This is a genomic window from Litorimonas sp. RW-G-Af-16 (assembly GCF_048319245.1).
Lineage (GTDB): Bacteria > Pseudomonadota > Alphaproteobacteria > Caulobacterales > Maricaulaceae > Litorimonas.
On the sequence record NZ_CP166993.1, the window covers coordinates 673,474 to 693,676 of the forward strand.

At 54.0% G+C, this 20,203-nt stretch carries 19 protein-coding genes and 1 pseudogene; 14 read left to right on the forward strand and 6 right to left on the reverse strand.

Annotated elements, in window-relative coordinates; genetic code table 11:
* Positions 1 to 444, forward strand: a complete 444-nt coding sequence (locus AB8615_RS03330; RefSeq protein ID WP_409433525.1) for a DNA polymerase III subunit chi — start codon at positions 1 to 3, stop codon at positions 442 to 444.
* Positions 445 to 450: 6 nt separating this feature from the next.
* Here AB8615_RS03330 and AB8615_RS03335 read toward each other — a convergent pair whose 3' ends face one another.
* Positions 451 to 1,200, reverse strand: coding sequence for a uracil-DNA glycosylase (locus AB8615_RS03335; RefSeq protein ID WP_409433526.1), 750 nt, complete (start codon positions 1,198 to 1,200; stop codon positions 451 to 453).
* Between the two features lie 2 nt (positions 1,201 to 1,202).
* Positions 1,203 to 2,589: pseudogene (gene rimK / locus AB8615_RS03340) on the reverse strand (30S ribosomal protein S6--L-glutamate ligase).
* Between the two features lie 215 nt (positions 2,590 to 2,804).
* Between rimK and AB8615_RS03345 the strand changes: the two are divergent.
* The 4 genes from AB8615_RS03345 (at position 2,805) to AB8615_RS03360 (ending at position 8,068) form a co-directional block, all read left to right on the forward strand.
* Complete coding sequence (locus AB8615_RS03345) at positions 2,805 to 4,439, forward strand: electron transfer flavoprotein-ubiquinone oxidoreductase (protein ID WP_418153129.1); 1,635 nt, start codon at positions 2,805 to 2,807, stop codon at positions 4,437 to 4,439.
* 66 nt (positions 4,440 to 4,505) lie between these two features.
* Positions 4,506 to 6,185, forward strand: coding sequence for a tetratricopeptide repeat protein (locus tag AB8615_RS03350; protein ID WP_409433528.1), 1,680 nt, complete (start codon positions 4,506 to 4,508; stop codon positions 6,183 to 6,185).
* Positions 6,182 to 7,033, forward strand: coding sequence for a 4-(cytidine 5'-diphospho)-2-C-methyl-D-erythritol kinase (locus AB8615_RS03355; protein ID WP_409434119.1), 852 nt, complete (start codon positions 6,182 to 6,184; stop codon positions 7,031 to 7,033). Before AB8615_RS03350 ends, AB8615_RS03355 begins: the two co-directional genes overlap by 4 nt.
* 36 nt (positions 7,034 to 7,069) lie before the next feature.
* Positions 7,070 to 8,068: a hypothetical protein gene (locus AB8615_RS03360; RefSeq protein ID WP_418152671.1), complete on the forward strand. Its 999-nt coding sequence runs from the start codon at positions 7,070 to 7,072 to the stop codon at positions 8,066 to 8,068.
* A 2-nt stretch (positions 8,069 to 8,070) separates the two neighbouring features.
* Here the strand turns inward: AB8615_RS03360 and AB8615_RS03365 are convergent, their stop codons facing one another.
* Positions 8,071 to 8,556, reverse strand: a complete 486-nt coding sequence (locus AB8615_RS03365) for a polyprenyl synthetase family protein (protein ID WP_418152672.1) — start codon at positions 8,554 to 8,556, stop codon at positions 8,071 to 8,073.
* Positions 8,537 to 9,088, reverse strand: coding sequence for a polyprenyl synthetase family protein (locus tag AB8615_RS03370; protein WP_418152674.1), 552 nt, complete (start codon positions 9,086 to 9,088; stop codon positions 8,537 to 8,539). The genes AB8615_RS03365 and AB8615_RS03370 overlap by 20 nt, the downstream gene beginning before the upstream one ends.
* Positions 9,089 to 9,145: 57 nt before the next feature.
* Between AB8615_RS03370 and AB8615_RS03375 the strand changes: the two genes are divergently transcribed.
* The 9 genes from AB8615_RS03375 to AB8615_RS03415 all read left to right on the forward strand — a co-directional run bounded on the left by AB8615_RS03375 (position 9,146) and on the right by AB8615_RS03415 (position 17,744).
* Complete coding sequence (locus tag AB8615_RS03375; RefSeq protein ID WP_418152676.1) at positions 9,146 to 9,412, forward strand: DUF2007 domain-containing protein; 267 nt, start codon at positions 9,146 to 9,148, stop codon at positions 9,410 to 9,412.
* Between the two features lie 39 nt (positions 9,413 to 9,451).
* The gene (locus AB8615_RS03380; protein ID WP_409433532.1) at positions 9,452 to 10,384 is read left to right on the forward strand and encodes a glycine--tRNA ligase subunit alpha; all 933 of its coding nucleotides are present in this window, start codon (positions 9,452 to 9,454) and stop codon (positions 10,382 to 10,384) included.
* On the forward strand, positions 10,384 to 10,869 hold the full coding sequence (locus AB8615_RS03385) for a YegJ family protein (protein WP_409433533.1): 486 nt from the start codon (positions 10,384 to 10,386) through the stop codon (positions 10,867 to 10,869). Before AB8615_RS03380 ends, AB8615_RS03385 begins: the two co-directional genes overlap by 1 nt.
* A 123-nt stretch (positions 10,870 to 10,992) precedes the next feature.
* Positions 10,993 to 12,927: a glycine--tRNA ligase subunit beta gene (gene glyS, locus AB8615_RS03390; RefSeq protein ID WP_418152679.1), complete on the forward strand. Its 1,935-nt coding sequence runs from the start codon at positions 10,993 to 10,995 to the stop codon at positions 12,925 to 12,927.
* Positions 12,911 to 13,072, forward strand: a complete 162-nt coding sequence (locus tag AB8615_RS03395) for a hypothetical protein (RefSeq protein ID WP_418152681.1) — start codon at positions 12,911 to 12,913, stop codon at positions 13,070 to 13,072. Before glyS ends, AB8615_RS03395 begins: the two co-directional genes overlap by 17 nt.
* Before the next feature lie 19 nt (positions 13,073 to 13,091).
* Positions 13,092 to 15,764 (forward strand): pyruvate, phosphate dikinase, encoded by a 2,673-nt coding sequence (gene ppdK / locus AB8615_RS03400; RefSeq protein WP_418152683.1) that lies wholly within the window; start codon positions 13,092 to 13,094, stop codon positions 15,762 to 15,764.
* Between the two features lie 217 nt (positions 15,765 to 15,981).
* The gene (locus AB8615_RS03405) at positions 15,982 to 16,719 is read left to right on the forward strand and encodes a cell wall hydrolase (RefSeq protein ID WP_409433536.1); all 738 of its coding nucleotides are present in this window, start codon (positions 15,982 to 15,984) and stop codon (positions 16,717 to 16,719) included.
* Between the two features lie 92 nt (positions 16,720 to 16,811).
* Positions 16,812 to 17,372: an RNA polymerase sigma factor gene (locus tag AB8615_RS03410; RefSeq protein WP_409433537.1), complete on the forward strand. Its 561-nt coding sequence runs from the start codon at positions 16,812 to 16,814 to the stop codon at positions 17,370 to 17,372.
* A 12-nt stretch (positions 17,373 to 17,384) separates the two neighbouring features.
* A complete protein-coding gene (locus AB8615_RS03415; protein ID WP_409433538.1) occupies positions 17,385 to 17,744 on the forward strand; it encodes a DUF6768 family protein in 360 nt (119 codons plus the stop codon).
* Between the two features lie 25 nt (positions 17,745 to 17,769).
* On the opposite strand, the gene nadC is transcribed toward AB8615_RS03415, so the two are convergent.
* Both nadC and AB8615_RS03425 read right to left on the reverse strand, forming a co-directional pair.
* Positions 17,770 to 18,618 carry a carboxylating nicotinate-nucleotide diphosphorylase gene (gene nadC, locus AB8615_RS03420; RefSeq protein WP_418152686.1) on the reverse strand — a complete coding sequence of 283 codons (849 nt, stop codon included), beginning with the start codon at positions 18,616 to 18,618 and terminating at the stop codon, positions 17,770 to 17,772.
* Between the two features lie 31 nt (positions 18,619 to 18,649).
* On the reverse strand, positions 18,650 to 20,176 hold the full coding sequence (locus tag AB8615_RS03425; protein WP_409433540.1) for an L-aspartate oxidase: 1,527 nt from the start codon (positions 20,174 to 20,176) through the stop codon (positions 18,650 to 18,652).
* Between the last annotated feature and the right edge of the window lie 27 nt (positions 20,177 to 20,203).

A 20,203-nucleotide genomic window follows, 5' to 3' on the forward strand; every position in this document is an offset into this window, starting at 1 on the left:
GTGGAATACTGGTTCTACCATCTTGAAGCCTCGACGATAGAAGGCGTCTTACCGGGTCTGCTAGAGAAGACGCTTGCCAAAGGATGGCGGGCTTTGGTGAAAATGCCGGAAGCAAAATTGCCCGAAATGGACGCCTATTTGTGGACGTTTCGGGATGATGCGTTTTTGCCCCATGGGCGGGATGATGAGCCCCGCGCCGATCAACAACCTATCCTGCTATCGGCCAGCGCGGATAGCGCCAAAGACTTTGACGCTATCTTCCTTCTCGACGGCGCAGATGTATCCGATATGGCGGACGCGTCCCGCGCGATGGTCATGATCAATGGCCGAAGCAAAGACGATATCCAGCGGGAGCGAGGGCGATGGAAAACGCTCAAAGAGGCGGGCGCAACGCTAGCTTACTATCAACAAAATGATCGCGGGGGCTGGGACAAGAAAGCATAGGGGAGATCACCCTATTAACTTCGCGCGCAATTCCAGCAAATCCAGCCACGCCTCTTTCTTCAATTCTGGGCGTCTTAACAGAAATGCGGGGTGGTAAATGGGGAGAGCAGGGAGATTGTTGACCTCCTGCCATTGTCCGTGGTTCTTCATAATACCTGTCACCCCCGCCATTGCTGAGAGCGACACACCGCCGACGAGCAGCAGAACTTTCGGTGCGGCTAATTCTATATGACGGTTGAGGAAAGGGCGGCACATCTCGATCTCGTGATCTTCCGGATTGCGGTTATTGGGCGGTCGCCAGTTAATCACATTCGTCACGTAGACATCATCAGCGCCGAGGCCAATCGCGCCGAGCATACGGTCCAATAGCTGCCCTGAACGGCCCACAAAAGGTTCGCCCGCAATGTCTTCATCGCGCCCCGGTGCTTCGCCGATCACCATCAGATCGGCCGCAGGATTTCCGCGCGAAAAGACCGCTTGCCGCGCTCCGTCAGACAACACGCCCGCATCATAAGCATTGATTGCGGCCCGAAGCTCATCCAGCGTTTTGGCTTTGGCTGCAATCGGCGCGGCGTCCAGCGGTTTGAAGGCAGGCTCTCTCGGTTTGGGTGTCGGCTTCGCCGCGGCGGGCTTCGCGTCCCGCATGGTACGTGGTTTTGAGGCGGATTTCCGGCTAGGCCGCGCGGGCGCTATATCTGGCACATCGACGCCGACCTGCGCATACCAATCCAGCAGAGACCTTAGCGCCGCGTCCATGATTACCCCTTTGTCCCTGTGCGGAACATGGTTGGGACATTGGCTTCAATGCACTCAATGATCTCGCCCGCAATATCGACGCCTGTTGCTTTCTCTATGCCTTCGAGGCCAGGGGACGAATTGACTTCGAGGATTTTTGGGCCGCTATCAGAACGCAAAATATCGACGCCTGCGACAGATAATTTCAAGATTTTCGCCGCTTTGATCGCAACGCGGCGTTCCTCTTTGGTGAGGCGGACTTTCTTGACAGACCCGCCTTGGTGGACGTTGGAGCGAAACTCGCCCGCTTGCGCCGTTCGCATCATCGCGCCGACGACCTTACCGTCCACGACAAAGCAGCGAAGATCAGAGCCGCCCGCTTCTTTGACAAATTCTTGGACCAAGAAATGCGCGTTCAGGCCACGAAAGGCATCAATCAGTGCGGACGCTGCCTTACGCGTATCAGCCAGCACAACGCCCTTACCTTGTGTCGACTCCAGCAATTTCACGACGACAGGCGCACCGCCGACCACGTCCAAAATGCCTTTGGTATCGTGTGAGCTTTTGGCGAAGGCAGTCGTGGGCATGCCAAGGCGATGCTGCGCCAAAACTTGATGGGCGAGTAATTTATCGCGGGATGCGCCAATAGAGGCAGAGCGGTTGACGCAATACACACCCATGCTCTCAAATTGTCGCACAACCGCCATGCCGTAAAATGTCAACCGCGCCCCGATCCGTGGGATCACAGCATCGTAACGCGGCAGAGCTTTGCCATCATAATAGACTTCGGGTTTATGCGCGTTGATCGCCATGTAACATCGGCTGGTCTCAATACAGTCAACGACATGGCCCCGCGCTTCACCCGCCTCTATCATGCGGCGATTGGAGTAATTACTGGGTTCTTGGGTTAGGATTGCAATGCGCAGAGGGCGCTTTGGAATTGATTTCTTCCGTTGCGGCTTCTTATAGGCCGAATAGTCCAGTATAGGCTGTTGGAATGACAGGCCAGGGGTCACAGATACGCCGTCGATCAGCGCAGAGCGGCCTAGCAACATGCGATACCCCATAGTCTCCCGATCTCGTCAGAGAGATGTCGATGGGCCATTTTTTGCCGCCAATATGGACCGTCGCGCGAATGACATAGCGCAATTCTGTGCTGCCGTTAGAACTGGTGACATTGCGGCGATCAATGACTTTGGCCGAGCAAATGACCTCAATCGTCGGATCGGCTGGGTCAGGGTGCATAATGAACCGCACTTGTGGATTTTTCTCTGTGCCGAATGGCTCAATCGCGACAGCGTGAAGGGCGGATGTGCGTGCGCCCGTGTCGACTTTGGCTTTGATCGCAGGCAACGATAATTCCGGTAAGCCGACCCATTCTTCCCACCCTAATGCGAGTAATTCGCTCATCTGTTGCCAACTTTCTGAAATGCGGCAAAGCGTATGCTTGTCCCGCTTGAAATTAAAGTTTAGGTCTACAGATAAATAATGGGGGCGGCTAGGGCTGCTGCCGAGATAATAACGGAATAAAATCTATGTCAGAGAATAATCCTACAGCAAATGATCAAGGCTATCCCGCCGCGAGCGCGGTCCAAGACGCAGCGCCCGCCCCTGAGCGCGAGTCAATGGAATATGACGTTGTCATCGTCGGGGCAGGGCCAGCGGGCCTATCCGCTGCGATCCGCCTGAAACAGCTCAATGCGGACTGTAATGTGGTCGTATTGGAAAAAGGGTCCGAAGTCGGGGCGCATATCCTTTCTGGTGCTGTGCTAGATCCGATTGGCCTGAACCGCTTGATCCCTGATTGGAAAGAAAAAGGCGCGCCGATCAAAACGGAAGTCAAAGCCGATAAGTTTTTCCTCTTTGGCCCAGCGGGTTCCTTACGCGTGCCGAATTTCGTCATGCCGCCCTTGATGAATAATCACGGCAATTACATCGTCTCTATGGCCAATGTCTGCCGTTGGTTAGCGGAACAAGCCGAAGCGCTCGGTGTTGAAGTTTTCCCGGGCATGTCATGTTCAGAACTGGTCTACGGAGAGAACGGCGAAGTCAAAGGCGTGGTCGCTGGCGAATTTGGCATCTCCAAAGACGGCTCCAAAGGCGAGGGCTATGAGCCTGGCATGGAGCTACACGGCAAATACGTGATGCTGAGCGAGGGCGCGCGGGGGTCGCTGTCCAAAATCGCGATATCCAAATACGCGCTGGACCAAGATGTTGAGCCGCCAAAATTCGGCCTCGGTATGAAAGAAATTTGGGATATTGATCCAAAAAATCACAGTGAGGGCACCGTTCTTCATTCTGCAGGCTGGCCATTGTCGTGGAAGCAGGGCGGCGGATCATTCCTCTATCATGCGGAAAACAACCAGGTCTTCCTCGGCATGATTGTCGATCTGAACTATAAAAACCCGCATCAATATCCTTATGCTGAGTTTCAGCGTTGGAAGCATCATCCTGAAATCGCAGACTTGCTTAAAGGCGGTAAGCGCGTGGCTTATGGGGCGCGTGTTGTCACTAAGGGGGGCTATCAGTCTATTCCGAAAGCTGTCTTCCCTGGCGGAGCGCTGCTGGGTTGTATGATTGGCCTCGTGAACTTGCCGCGGATTAAAGGCAATCATAACGCAATGCTCTCTGGCATTCATGCGGCAGAGGCCGCGCATGCAGCCTTGGCCGCAGGTCGCTCAGGCGATGAATTGCTCGCCTATGATGACGCGATCCATGACGGCCCGATTGCCGATGATTTAAAACCTGTCCGCAACGTCGCGCCACTGAACTCGCGCTTTGGTCCGCTGCTCGGCGGAATGATGATGGGCGGCCTCGACATGTGGGCTGCGACGATTGCGAAATTTAACGTGTTTGGCACACTATCACATAAAAAAGACGACGCAGAATCGACAGAAAAACAATCAAAATATAAGCCTATTGACTACCCGAAACCTGATGGAATTTTGTCATTTGATCGCCTGACCAATGTGTCTTTTACCGCGACCAACCATTCTGAAGATCAGCCAAGCCACCTGAAACTGATCGACGATAGTGTTCCGATTAAGATCAACCTCCCAGAATATGACGAACCTGCGCAGCGCTACTGCCCAGCGGGTGTCTATGAAGTTCTGACGGATGATGACGGATCTAACCCGCGCTTCAATATTAATGCGCAGAATTGTATTCATTGCAAAACCTGTGATATTAAAGACCCGAGCAAAAACATTGTTTGGACGGTGCCAGAAGGCGGCGGTGGCCCTAACTATCCAAATATGTAGCGCATTCTGGGGTTGAACCGCACTCGTGCATTGTAATTTGGATCAGTAGCGGCAATAGAGACGCCTATGAACATACGTCACCTCCTTCTTTCAGCTTGCCTTTTGACAGCGGGTTTCGCGCCAAATGCGGCGGCGGAAAGCGTGCCAGTGCAGGGCGACCTGTATGGTGAATACTTGGCTGGCAGCTATGCCAATTACATCGACGACGCCCAAGCGCGAGCTCAGTATTTTGGCCGCGCGTTTGAGCGTATCTCGACGGATAAAAAACTAGGCCGTTTGGCGCTGGTATCCGCCCTCAATGCGGGAGAGATTGACAATTCCCGCACAATAGCGGCCAAAATTTACCGCAATGACAAGACCGAACCCATGGCGCGCGCCGTCTTGGGCATTGAGGCGTTCTCACGCGGACGATCATCGCGCGCGGAAAAATATCTGAAACAGCCCACCGCTGACCTCACCGTCAATATCCTGATGCGCTTGGTTCAAGGGTGGAATGAGGTCGACCAAAACAAATTAGATCGTGCGCGAAAGACGTTTCGGGGGCTAGGTGGCGCCACGTATTTTTCGACCTATAGCGAGTTGCAAATCGCCAAACTCGAACTCGGCGCAGGCAATTATGACGCTGCAGACGAGGCTTTGAAAAAAGTCGAAGAGATTGGGATGTCACCCGTCGAAAATGTGCTGACCCGCGCAAGGCTTGAAATGGCACGCGGGGATCGTGAGGCTGCGATTGCGGCCCTGCAAGCCTTTGCTGAGGATAATGACGCGGCTGAAACAGGGCCAACAGCGGCCATGCTCGACACGCTGCAGTCTGGTGGAAAGATCACAACGAAATTATCGCCCAAAGAGCAAGCCGCGCGGGCGTTGGTTGATCCAGCCTTTGCCTTTTTTGTCGCCAATCGCGCACCTGATGGGGCGGAGATTTATCTTCGCATGGCTCGTCAAATTGACCCCTCTTACGACAAGGCCGTGATTTGGCTCGGGGCCTTACTGGAAGATACAGACCGTGATGCGGAGGCCTATGCGCTCTACAAAGCGATGGATGATAATTCGCCTTACTATGTGTCTGCGCGGCTGAACCAAGCAAACATCCATTTTTCCGCAGACGAAGATGATGAAGCGCTCGTGATTTTGGAAGATCTCGCGGAGACTCATCCCTCTTTCATCACCCGCGAAGCCGTGGGTCGCGCCCGTTTCTTCCGTGAAGCGTATGCAGAAGCGCTACCCTTTTACGATACGCTCGTGCAGTCTATGACGGATGAAGAGCTAACCAAAAACATCGAACCCTTGCGTTTGCGCGGCATCATTTATGAGCGCATTGATCAATGGAGCAAAGCGGAAGCGGATTTCAAACGTGTGCTATCCATCGATCCTGACAATGTCGATACGCTGAATTACTTGGGATATACATGGGTTGATCGCGGGGAAAACCTGACGGAAGCTTTTGATATGATCCGAAAGGCCGTCGAAATGCAGCCGCGATCTGGCGCGATTGTCGATAGTCTTGGCTGGGCGCATTACAAGCTGGGCCAGTATGAAGAGGCAAAGATCAACCTCGAAAAAGCGGCGTCCCTCTCGCCGTCTTCAGCGACAATTATTGACCATTTGGGCGATGTGTATTGGAAGGTTGGGCGCAAGCGGGAGGCGGGCTATCAATGGGAACGTGCGCTTGAATTTGAACCAACCGACGAAGAACGCGCTGCGATTGAAATCAAACTTAAAGGCGGCTTGGAGGCTTTGCCATAGCGCGGGCAGATGCAACCACGCGCCGCGACACCGCCCGCGCCAAGATCAATCTGACGCTTCATGTTGGGCGCGTGATCAAAGATCCGCACGACCCTTTTTTGAATTACCACCCCCTCGATAGCCTCGTCGTATTCGCAGATATAGGCGACGAAATAGAGATGTTCCCGGCAGATAAAACGACGCTTTCGATTGACGGGCCGTTTAGTTTGGGTCTGACGGTGGGTGATGATAATATGATCTTGCGAGCGATTGATGCCGCAAACCTCCCGCCTGAATATATCACGCTAACCAAAAACTTGCCTGTTTCCGCCGGGATTGGCGGTGGCAGCGCCAATGCAGCGGCGATCTTGCGCATGAGCGGGGTGGATGATCTCCATATCGCCGTCGGTCTTGGCGCGGATGTGCCAGTCTGCGTTCTGTCACAGACCGCGCATATGACGGGCATCGGCGAAGACGTAACGCTCTGGCCCGATTTAGGACAGCTGCATGCTGTTTTAGTCAATCCAGGCATTGCTGTTTCTACCGCCGAAATTTTCCGCGCCTTTGATGCGCAAGACGATATTCGGGACACGCCGCGTCCGCAGCAGCTTTCAGGGTCTTTGTTGGAACGAGCGCTGGATGGGCGCAATGATTTGCAGCCTATAGCGATCGCACAAGCCCCGATAATTGGCGAGGTCATTGCCGCATTAGGGCGTCAAAAGGGCTGCACCCTCGCGCGTATGTCGGGCAGTGGGGCGACCTGTTTTGGCCTGTTTGAAAGTGCTGCCTCTGCCTGCGCTGCTTCAAAAGATTTGCAAACACAACACCCTGACTGGTGGGTCATGCAGACCGTGCTTGGGGACGCCTAACCTAAATGGGAGGCGGGCTCGTCATATGCGTATTGATTGCGTTGGCTTTCTTCACATCACTCGCCTTTACGGGTTTTATGGCGGTACGCTGGACTATCAGACGTACCAAACGCTCGCAGTGCGCATAGTCGCGTCACCCCGCGCGGTGGTGCGATCGGCGTGTTGGCGGCGCTCGGGATTTGCGCGTTAGCCCTGCCGCATTTGATCCCAAATCTTAACTTCCTGCCGAGCTTTACGCCCTTTCTGTCGCTTGTTTTTGCTGTGGGGATTGTCGGCTTGACTGATGATGCCATGACATTGCCAACTGGCCTGAAGATGCTTGTGTTGGGACTAATTTGTGCTTTGGCAGTTTGGGCGATTGGGCCTGTGACGCAACTGCCTATCGGGACGGAAAGCCTGTCACTTCCTTATGTTCTAGGCTTTGTAGGGAGTGTTTTGTGGCTTTTCACCGTCACCAACATCGTCAACTTTATGGACGGCTCCAACGGTTTGATGGGACTCTCCATGAGCGTAGCAGCCTTCGCTTTGTTCGGCATATCTGTCAGTAGCGGTGCGCCGCTCTCCGCCGTATTGGCCCTGATAGTCGGAGCGGCGATAGTTGGGTTTTTGCCCTATAATTTTCGCGCACGTGCCAAAGTATTTGCGGGTGATGTCGGGTCGCTTGTCATTGGATTTACCTATGCGGGCCTCATTTTACTGCTGATTTCAGAAGCGCCAAATTCGTCGCCAGTCTATGCGGGCCCTCTCTTGGTCTTGCCATTTCTCGCCGATGGATTATTAACGATGGCGCGGCGGGCCATGCGCGGTGAGCGGATATGGCAAGCGCACAATCAGCATATATATCAAAGACTTATACGCGGCGGACGCGGTCATAAGAACGTCGCTTGGATATATGGATTTCTGACGCTAATCATGGGAAATATCGTCGTTTATGGCGCGACAAAAGGTTGGCTGACCTCGCCGCTTATCCTGATCGTGCCTGTCATTTTGCTAAGTGTAATCTATATTGCAGCGTCAAAACGCTTGCCGCAATAGGGCTAGCTGATGCGGGCGACGACGAAGCCAGCAAGGTTTTGCAGTGTATCCCGCCATGCGCTCTTGGGAAAAATATCCAGCGCGTCTGCGGCATCTTTGGAAAAGACTTTCGCCAAATCCATCGTGCTTTCCAATGCCCCCGCCTTGCGCAGATATGACACGGCAGTCTCCAGGTCGACAGGCGTCTGGTCGTGATCGACAATCACCCGTCGCCAAAAAGCAGTCTCGTCCGCGTCAGCCACGGCAACAGCCCGAATGACAGGCAGCGTCATTTTCCCTTCGCGGAAATCATCTCCGACAGACTTACCCAATGCACTTTCAAATCCCCCGTAATCCAGGGCATCATCGACTAATTGAAACGCCAAGCCAAGTTTGAGTCCATATTCGCGCAAGGCTTCACGTTCAGCCGCAGGGCGTTCAGCTAGAACCGGCGCAACTTCGGTAGCCGCCGCAAAAAGCGCCGCCGTTTTAGCTTTGATCACGGACATGTAATCCGCTTCTGTCATAGACACATTGCGCAGGAGCCGCGAGTTGTTGCACTTCGCCTTCCGCAATCACAGAGGACGCATTGGACAAAATGCCGAGCGCTTCCATGCTGCCCGTTTCCACCATGAGGTTGAACGCGCGTGCAAATAGGAAATCCCCCACAAGGATAGATGCGCTATTGCCCCAAATCAGATTTGCAGGTTTTTTGCCGCGCCGTAGCGCACTCTCGTCCACCACATCATCGTGCAACAGCGTGGCAGAGTGGATAAATTCGACAGCGGCAGCGAGTTTGTGGTGGCCCGTGCCGTCATATCCTAACATGCGAGACGCAGCGACTGTTAAGAGGGGGCGCAAACGCTTTCCGCCCGCGCCGACTAAGTGCTGCCCAAGGTTCGGAATCAAGCCAACTGGGCTTTGCATCCGCTCTAGGATCAGCGCATCAACGGATGCCATATCATCGGACGCCATATCCCATAATGTCTGCGCGGGGCTCAGGGCATTGTCGTCTTGTATTTGTGCGGGTGCGTTCACCATACCACCTTTGTTTCTTGACCCTAACCTAGTGTGGGTTATGTCAGGCGGCAAGAGGCAATGGCGTCACAGATGGCAGCTATTGCAAAAATGGAGAGCCTTGTGATTTGCATCCTAAAAACCGTCAATCCCGCCACGCTGAACTATGTTGAGGCTGTGCTGAAAGAAGCGCAGATTGAATATTTCATCATGGATCAAAATGTGTCCATCATTGAGGGCTCGATCGGCGTCATCCCGCGCCGCGTTATGGTGCTAGCAGATGATGCTGACGATGCCCGCCAAGCCTTGATCGACGCTGATATGGGTGATGAGCTAGTGCGGGTTTAGCGCTTGAAATCTGGCGCCGATTCAATACACATCACTCCCATGACGCATGCGACCAAAAAACCTCTGTCTTTTCAGGATTTGATCCTCACCCTGCAGCGCTATTGGGCCGAACAGGGTTGCGTGATTTTGCAGCCATTTGATACAGAAGTTGGGGCTGGGACGCTGCACCCTGCGACTGTTCTGCGGTCATTAGGGCCGAAGCCGTGGAATGTCGCCTATGTGCAGCCATCGCGCCGTCCCGCCGATGGTCGCTACGGCGAGAACCCAAACCGGCTGCAGCATTACTACCAATTCCAAGTGATTATGAAGCCCAACCCGCCCAATTATCAGGAGCTATATCTGGGTAGCCTCGAAGCCATCGGTATCGATATGGACCTCCACGATATTCGTTTTGTCGAGGATGATTGGGAAAACCCAACGGTTGGCGCTTGGGGCCTCGGATGGGAAGTCTGGTGTGACGGCATGGAAGTGTCGCAATACACCTATTTCCAGCAGGTCGGCGGGCTCGATGTCTCACCCGTCTCTGGTGAGTTGACCTACGGGCTAGAACGTCTCGCTATGTATGTGCAAAATGTCGACAATGTCTATGATCTTGTCTTCACAGCGGCAAACGAAGCCAACGGCACGCCCGAAGTGCTTTACGGTGATGTATTCCATGAAAACGAAGTGCAGCAATCGACTTATAATTTTGAACACTCTGATGCTGAGAAAATTCTTGAGAAATTCAAATATGCAGAAGCCGAGTGTAAGCATTTGCTGGCGCTCGAAAAACCGCTCCCGCTGCCTGCCTATGAGCATGCTTTGAAGGCGTCACATCTGTTCAACCTCCTCGATGCACGCGGCGTGGTCAGCCCGACCCAGCGCCAAGAATATATCAAGCGTGTGCGCGATCTCGCCAAAGGCTGTGCGGAAGCACATGTTGCGCGCGAAGCTGAAATGATCGCGGCACAAGCGGAAAGAGCGTGGCAGTAATGATAAAGCACACTTTCCTTGCGCTATGTCTTATCGCTGCACCCGCCGCGCTCACGGCTTGCAATCCAAAGCCAAAGACGATGACTTACGTTGATCCGCAAAAGGATGCGCTCATTGAAGCCCGCGACAAGGCCCGCGAGACATTGCCAAAATTCTGGGAGATGTTGGACAACCCGCCCGCTGGTACATCTAATTACTCTGTGAAAGTTGCGTTCCCGACAACGGACAACTCGCTAGAGCATATTTGGATGGATAAGATCAGCCGCACTGACGGTCGCATGACCGCCGTTATTGCGAATGAACCATACGCTGTGGCGGACTTAAAAATTGGGGACCGCGTGAGCTTCGTTGAGGACGATATTTCCGACTGGCAGTATATGAAAGACGAAAAACTGTATGGTCACTACACGACCCGTACAATGTTTGACACGATGAACGCAGAACAAAAACGTCAAGTCAAAGCCCTATTAAGTGAAGAACCGTAATGGCCGAATTCCTGTTTGAAATTTTCTGCGAAGAAATCCCAGCGCGCATGCAAGTGCGGGCAGGGCAGGACTTGTCCAAAATGCTAACAGACGGGCTGACGAAGGCTGGCTTGTCCGTTGACAATGTCACCACATTTGCGGGAGCCGCGCCGCTTAGTTTTTGCGGCCGATATTCCGCTGCGCAGTCCCGATGTATCCGAAGAACGCAAGGGGCCAAAAGTTGGCTCGCCGGAACAAGCCTTGGCGGGCTTTATGCGCGCTGCTGGCCTGACAGATATTTCACAAGCCGAGATCCGCAATGACCCGAAAAAGGGCGAGATTTATGTCGCTGTGATGGAGAGTGCGGGACGCGATAGCGCGGAAATAATTGCGGAATTAATTCCCTCTGTGATGCAGAATTTCCCATGGCCGAAGTCTATGAAATCTGGCCGCTCGAACTTCCGTTGGGTGCGGCCTTTGCGGTCCATGATCTGTTTGCTGGATGGTAAGGTTGTCGATTTTGAAGTTGGCGGGATTAAGACAGGTAACACCACTGAGGGCCATCGTCGTTTGGGTAAAGGGCCATTCGATATCAATGACTTATCAGGTTATGTGAAAGCGTTGGAAGGGGAGGGGCATGTTGTCTTATCCCACGAAAAACGGAAGCAATTAATTATCGATCAAGCGCGGAAAGCGTGTTCTGATCAAGGCTTGGAACTCGTCGAAGATGAAGGATTGCTGGCCGAAGTTGCGGGCCTCGCGGAATGGCCTGTCGTCATTCTCGGCGACATGGACCCGCGCTTTTTAGAGCTGCCGTCTGAGGTCATTCGCCTGTCTATGCGGACGCACCAAAAATACTTCGCTGTGCGTGATCCGAAGACGGGAAAGCTCGCGCCAAACTTTATTGTTGTGGCCAACCAAGCCGCGCCCGATGGCGGGCAAGAGATCGCGAAAGGGAACTCTAAAGTGCTGTCTGCGCGCCTTTCTGACGCCGTGTTTTTCCAAAGCGAAGATCGTAAGAAAAACCTCATCGAGTATTACGATAAACTCGACACGGTGGTGTTTCATAAAAAGCTCGGCAGCATCAAAGATAAGGCCGAACGCGTGGCAGCGCTGGCGCGGGAACTCGCCCCGAAAGTGGGCGCTGATCCTGACAAAGCGGAGCAAGCGGCGAAGCTCGCAAAGTGTGATTTGGTGACGCAGACCGTCATCGAATTTACGAGCTTGCAAGGGCAGATTGGCCGCCTGATGTATGAGGCTGAAGAGGGCGCTGACCCCGACATCGCCGCCGCGATTGAAGACCATTACAAACCCCAAGGGCCAAACGATTCTGTCCCTACAAACCCCGTCGCCGTCGCCGTCGCGCTGGCGGACAAGCTCGATACCCTCGTCGGCTTCTGGGCGATTGACGAAAAACCGACAGGCTCCAAAGACCCCTTTGCGCTGAGACGCGCCGCGCTGGGCGTTGTGCGGATCATTCTGGAAAATGGGGTTCGGTTGAAACTGTTTGACGTGATCGTTTTTGCGAGATGCCAAATTCCAGGTGAATTAACAAGTAAATTTAGTGTGGGTGCAGAGAAATTAGTCGCTCAGCGCGAATTAGAAAAAGAAACAAACGCATTATTTGATCAGAAAATTAAAGACGAAGCGATTTCAGAACTGGGTGAATGGCACGATGAGGGACAAAAACTAGATTTTCACTTATTTGCGTTTGTTTTAGATCGCATGGCCATTGATCTTAAAGATAAGGGAAGCGATCGTGATTGCATGATGGCGGTCATTTCCCGCAAATCTGGCGGCAATCTTAAGGATGATCTCGTCGCGATCGTCAACCGCGTGACCGCTCTCCAAACCTTCCTCGACACCAAAGACGGAGAAGACTTGCTAGCTGGCTATAAGCGCGCGGCGAACATCCTCAAAGCCGAGGCGAAGAAATGCGATTTACCTGACGGCGCGCCGAAACGCCCGTCTGCGGCAGAATCAGCGGCGCTTTATGACGCTCTTCAAACTGCGGGACCGCAGATCGAAACGGCTTTGGCGGATCGAGGATTATACCGCTGCGATGGAACATCTCGCTGAATTGCGCGGCCCGATTGATGCATTTTTCACACACGTTCAGGTTATTTCCGATGACACCGCTGTCAAAGAAAACAACCTTAGACTCTTGGGATTGATCCGTGATACGGCGCGGCAGATCGCAGATTTCGAAGCGATTTCAGGTTAAAGTGACAAGGATTTAGGTCATGACACAATGGGTTTACGCATTCGGCGGTGGGTCAGCCGAGGGCGACACATCCATGAAAAACCTGCTCGGCGGAAAGGGCGCTAACCTCGCAGAAATGGCCTCACTCGGCCTACCTGTGCCGCCCGGCTTCACGATGACGACAGAGGTCTGCACGACCTATTATAAAAACGGCGAACAATATCCCGATGATCTCGATCCACAAGTCGAAGCGGGCCTCGCTCATATCGAAAAACTGACGGACAAAGTCTTTGGCGACGCAGAAAATCCGCTGCTCGTCTCTGTGAGGTCTGGCGCGCGCGCATCAATGCCTGGGATGATGGACACAGTTCTAAACCTTGGCTTGAACGACGAGACGGTTGAAGGCCTCGCCAAACTCTCTGGTGATCGTCGTTTTGCGTTTGACAGTTACCGCCGCTTTATCACCATGTATGCGGACGTTGTGTTGGGTGTGCATCACCACACTTTTGAAGACATCCTAGAGACGTTCAAAGACAATCGCGGCTACATGCTCGATACAGAACTGAACGCCGAAGATTGGGAAACGCTGGTTGGGCGGTTCAAAGACGCGGCCAAGCGAGAGTTAGGCTATGATTTCCCACAAGACCCGCGTGTGCAGTTACAAGGCGCGATTGACGCGGTCTTTGGCAGCTGGATGAATGATCGCGCTGTCGTCTATCGCCGCCTCAACGACATTCCCGCCGCGTGGGGTACGGCCGTGAATGTGCAGGCAATGGTGTTTGGCAATATGGGCGAAACGTCCGCGACAGGAGTCGCTTTCACCCGCGACCCCTCGACGGGCGAGAACACTTATTACGGGGAATTCCTGATCAATGCTCAGGGTGAAGACGTCGTTGCAGGCATCCGCACGCCGCAAACGCTCACGAAAGTCGCGCGGGAGAATATGGGCGACGAAGCGCCGTCTATGGAAGAAGCCATGCCAGACGTCTACGCACAGCTAGCGGAGACCTTCGTGTCGCTAGAAGCGCATTACCGCGACATGCAGGATATCGAGTTCACAGTCGAGCGCGGCAAGCTTTGGATGCTGCAAACGCGGACAGGGAAACGGACTGCGCGGGCGGCGTTAAAAATCGCGGTAGATATGGCTGCAGCAGGTCAAATATCACAGGACGAAGCCTTGATGCGCGTTGATGCGCTGTCTTTGGATCAGCTATTGCATCCGACGTTATCTCCCGATGCGCCGCGCGATATTATCGCCTCAGGCCTCCCAGCATCACCAGGCGCGGCGATTGGCGAAGTCGTATTTACTTCTGACGAGGCGGAAGCGCTCAAAAAAGCGGGCCACAAAGTCATTTTGGTGCGCACGGAAACCTCGCCCGAAGACATTCACGGCATGCACGCTGCGGAAGCGATTGTGACCGCTCGCGGTGGCATGACCTCTCATGCGGCAGTGGTCGCGCGGGGCATGGGAAAGCCTTGCGTATCTGGCGCTGGCACTATTCGCATTGATCTGGCCGCGCAGGAATTTTCTGTCATGGGCCGTGTCGTCAAGAAAGGCGAGACGGTCACAGTGGACGGCGCTACGGGGCATGTTTTTGCAGGCGAGGTCGAGATGATCCAGCCCGAACTGTCAGGAGATTTCGCCAAGATCATGGCTTGGGCAGACGAGGCCCGCACGCTAGGTATTCGCACAAATGCGGAGACGCCGCTGGATGTGCAAACTGCTAAAGACTTCGGCGCAGAAGGTATTGGCCTCTGCCGCACTGAGCATATGTTCTTCGAAGAAAGCCGCCTCGGTAATTTCCGCGAGATGATACTGGCGACAGATAAAGACGGTCGAGAAGCTGCTTTGGCGAAGATTTTGCCTGTACAGACGGATGATTTCGCAGCGATTTTCCGGATTATGGCTAAGGACGGGCAAAGCCTGCCTTGTATGATCCGCTTGCTCGACCCGCCGTTACATGAATTCCTCCCACATGAAGAAGCGGATATTCAGACGGTCGCTGATACGCTGGGCGTCTCTGCGCGGGAACTCATGTCGCGTGCGCGGGAATTGGCCGAAACCAATCCGATGCTGGGTCATCGCGGTTGCCGACTAGGCATCAGCTATCCCGAAATTTACGAGATGCAAGCCCGCGCGATTTTTGAAGCGCAGAAACAGGTCGCGAGCGAGAGCGGTGTGACACCGATTGCTGAAATCATGATCCCGCTCGTGTCATCCGCGAAGGAGTTGGAAATCTTGAAGGCTGCGATTGACAGAATTGCCCAAGATGTGGGCGCTCTGGATTATTCCGTCGGCACGATGATCGAATTGCCGCGTGCGGCGTTGAGGGCAGGCGACATTGCCGAACACGCGGCATTTTTCAGTTTCGGCACGAATGACCTGACGCAGACGACATTCGGCCTGTCTCGCGATGATGCTGGTCGCTTTTTGCCTGACTATGTGCGGGCGGGAATTATTGAAAAAGATCCTTTCGTGACGCTAGACCAAGACGGTGTTGGCGACTTGATTTCGATTGCCGTTGAGCGCGGGACTGCCGTCAACAAAGACTTGAAACTCGGCATTTGCGGCGAGCATGGCGGTGATCCAGCCTCCATCCGATTCTGTCACAATGCGGGACTCAAATATGTATCATGCAGCCCCTATCGCGTCCCGATTGCGCGCTTGGCGGCGGCGCAAGCTGCGATTGCGTCGAAAATTGCAGCCCATTAGGGTGTAAATTCTAATTAGCCTCCCTATCTAAGCGTTCATGATTAGAGCGTTCAGGCCATGTTTTGCCTGAATATAGGGCTGAAACAGGCTGAAATTAGGATACGATTAACTCTAACCTGTATTTCGCTGTGGCGCGATAGCCACAGTTGGAACGATTCTTCCATAGGAACGGTTGAGAAGAGTTGTTGGATACGGGCTAGGGCTGTAAGGAGCGCACATGCGCAATAAACGCACATCATATGCTGGCTGGGGCCTTGCACTATTTGCTATCGGAACAGCGTCAGTGGCGCTGCCTGCGGTTGCGGGTCAGGCTGCCGACTTGCGCGAAGCCAGTATCTGGCAAGATAAAGCTATCGCATTTCAATTCCAAACTTTACCCGTGATTACTACGTCTGAATTGCCAACGAAATTAGGCGAAATTTTGACGGATTCGCCGTTAAAAGCCGATTATGCGGCAACAGAGCCCTTTATCACGCTGACATCTGATTTGCGCCGTGCGGCTTCGACAGAAATGGCGGAGCTACAATGCTTGTCTGAAGCGATCTATTATGAAGCGCGGTCGGAATCGCGCTCTGGACAACTGGCCGTGGCCGAAGTCGTTCACAACCGCGTTAAAAGCAAACATTACCCCAATACGATCTGCGGCGTGGTCTATCAGGGATCACAACGTAATACGGGCTGCCAATTCTCTTTCACTTGCGATGGATCAATGGACATAGCGCCCAAAGGCCGCGCTTGGGCTCGCTCACAAAGTATGGCGAAAGTCAGCATGATCGGCGCGCATAAACGCTACACAGATCGCGCCACGCATTATCATACCGTTGAAGTGTCCCCAAAATGGGCCCCAGATTTGCGATTTGAAAAGCAGATCGGCGAGCATTTATTCTATAGCTATAAATGGCGCGAACGCCCTGCGCCTGTCGTGACAGTCTCCGTCGCACCGCCCGCACCGTAAGTTCTACGCTTTGGGACATTTTTGTCCGCCCCAAATGAACCTTTTTGCTGCTTTGACTGACTTAGGTTATGTCAGTCAGGAAAAGAGCGCATGTGGCCAGCAAGGTAGACAGTCAAACAAAAGCCAAAAATAAAGCCAAGGCGCTTGACGCCTATCAGGCATTGTTGGCGTCCCATGGCGACCGCTATGCATTTGAGCAACTCTATAGACGCTGGCACGCACGGTTATTGCGATTTGCGATGCGGCAGTCTGGCGATGTCGATTTGGCGCAGGATATTCTCCAAGACGCCGCGCTAGCGATGGCCAAAAATATTCACCGCCTCAAAGATCCAGAGCACTTCTCGGCTTGGGCCTATACTATTTTGCGCCGCCGCGCAGCTGACCACATCAAGAGGCGGATTAAGCAGCGCAAACTGAACGAAGATATTGCTGCGATGCCGCCCCCTGATATGTCCGATGCGGGCGAGGACTTGGCTTTGCGCAATGCCCTGGTGCACCTGCCCAAGAATGACAGCTTATTGCTGACTATGTTTTACGTTGACGGACTGACTGGGGCTGAGCTCGGTGCAGCGCTCGGCGTCCCGATAGGCACGATTAAGTCACGCCTGTTTAAAGCGCGTCAACGCCTCAAGCATATCTATGAAACCCAATGAAAGGAGATGATCATGTCAAATTTTGATCAAAAATTACAAGACCTACTGAGCGAGGAAGATGAGGCCTATATCGATAAGGCTATTAATAATAAGGGGTATTACGAGGAGGCCTTTGGTAGCTTGAAAGGTCAAGGCAGCGGTTTGTTTATGATGACTTGGGGCGGAATTATAATCGCCGGATTGGCTTTGATTTATTGTATTGTGCGCATGTTCCAAGCCACTGATCTGCGTCAGATAATTCTGTTTGCTACATTTGCGATCTTGTTAAATTCTGCCCAAATCGCCTTGAAACTTTGGTTCAATATGCGTCTCAATCGCCAAGCGCTTATGCGGGAAATGAAGCGCTTGCAGCTTGCTATTGCGCGGGATTAGCTCGCATCCATGCTGCTCGCGCGCTTTAGCTCGCATCCATGCCAATGTCGAAATTGGGCGCGGAGTGCGTGAGTGCCCCGATGGAGATGACGTCTATCCCAGTCTCCGCTAAGCCGCGCACAGTGTCCAAATTCACGCCGCCAGAGGCTTCTAGCGTGGGGCGCGGGCCGTCATAAGCGTCCACAATCGCAACGGCTTCTCGCAATTTGTCCGCGCCCATATTATCCAGCAAGACAACATGCGGGGCATATTTAAGCACTTTCTTGAGCTGCGCTAACGCGTCTACCTCAACGCTGACTCGGGTCATGTGGTCGGCGTTTTTGGCAATCGCCTTCAGCGCTTTATCAACGCCGCCCGCAAGCGCGATGTGATTGTCCTTGATCATAATCGCAGCGGCGAGGCTCTCGCGGTGAGTAAATCCCCCGCCAGCCAGCACAGCTTGTTTCTCAATCGCGCGCAGGCCGGGCGTAGTTTTACGGGTTGCAGCAATACGGACTGGGTTAGCAAATCCGGATGTGCCTTTGATCAGGCTCACATATTGCGCCGTCAACGTCGCGATGCCAGACATACGACCGAGGAAGTTCAGGGCAACGCGTTCCGCTGATAGGAGCGCCCGAGTGGGGCCCTCAACCGTCGCGATAATCGTGCCTTTTTTGACCCGTGAACCATCGCTTTTTTTGACCGTAAATTTCACACGCGGATCGACCATGGCGTAGGTCATCTGCGCTGCTTGCATCCCTGCGATCACACCCACTTCGCGCGCCCGCATAACCAACTTCCCTTTTGCACTTTCAGGGACGAGCAAGTTGGCGGTAATGTCGCCGCTATTGCCGAAATCCTCCTCCAGCGCACGGCGCACCATTGGTTCAATCACAGTCGGGGGAGAGGGGGAGATGGGTCATAGATTAATCCAGCATGTCGTAAGTCAAATAGCTGCTGACAGCTTTTGTTTTCGTTTTTGGGAAGTCATCGCGAAAGTGCCCACCGCGAGACTCGTTGCGAGCCAGTGCTGCCGAGGCAATCATCTTTGATGCTACTAACGGGTTTGCTCGGCCCACACGTTCGATCAGCGTATCAATGAGTTGCAATAACTCGTTCAGTTTAGCTGCATTCCGTCGAACCCCACAATTAAGTGTCATACTGTTACGCAAGGATTGGCTCACCTCTGGCCCCATGGCGAGCCAAGGCTGCACGCGGATTGTGCCGGCTTTGCGCTCGGCCCAATCACGACCATTGATATATTCTGCAGCGCGACCGCCAAAAACCGTCGCCTCCAGCAGAGAATTACTCGCTAGACGGTTAGCGCCGTGGACGCCCACGGCTGAACACTCACCGACGGCCAGCAAGCTATCGAGCGAGCTTTGGCCGAAGCTATCAGTCGCAATGCCGCCCATGTGGTAATGCACGGCAGGCGCGATCGGGATCAACTGAGTGCGCGGGTCGATATTGGCGCTCATGCAGCTTTCAAAGACGGTTGGAAATTGCTCTGGAAAGTGGCTGCCGATCGCGGTGCGGCAGTCAAGGTAAGGCTGCCGTCCTGCTGTAATCTCCGCAAAAATAGCGCGCGCTACATCATCGCGAGGAGCCAATTCACCTTGCGGGTGGTAGCGCGGCATGAAGCGCACGCCGTCCGAATTACACAAAGTAGCCCCGTCGCCGCGTAGGGCTTCGGTTGCGAGGGGGGCAGGGTCGCGCCCAATGTCTATCGCCGTAGGATGAAATTGCACAAATTCCATATCGCGCATCTGCGCGCCCACCACTGCCGCCATGCCCAGCGCGTCACCGCGTGCGGTGCGGGGGTTTGTCGTGACAGCAAATAATCCGCCGACGCCGCCAGTTGCCATAACAGTTACATCGGCCTCAATGCCTAACATTGACCCTTCATCATTCCGCGCCAAAGCCCCGGCGATCGCGCCGTTCCCGTCTTGCAACAAACTCTCTGCCCGCCAGCCGATCAGGCCCGTAATATGGTCAGCGTCTTGCGCCTTCTTGACCATGACTTTGATGATTTCTGCACCCGCCGTATCACCTTTGACCCGTGCCACGCGCGGCATGGAGTGGGCGGCTTCGAGGCTGAGATAAAGTTCGCCTTGGTCGTTGCGATCAAATGGAACGCCCATCGCGGCGAGATCTCGCACACGGTCTGGACCTTCCGTGGCCAGGATGCGCGCGATCTCTGGATCGACCAAGCCGTCGCCCGCTGCAATCGTGTCACTTGCGTGGCTCTCGGCTGTATCATCGGGAGATAGCGCGGCGGCAATCCCGCCTTGCGCCCACGCACTCGCTGCCCCGACAGAAGACCGCCGAGAGGTCAAAACATAGACCTGTCGCGGCGCAAGTTTCAAAGCCAAATAAAGCCCCGCCAAGCCCGCGCCGACAATCAGCACGGCGCCAGTCGGAAGTCGTTTTGTATCAAGGTCACCTAATGCCATGTGGATTTGTTAAAGAATGACCCTCTT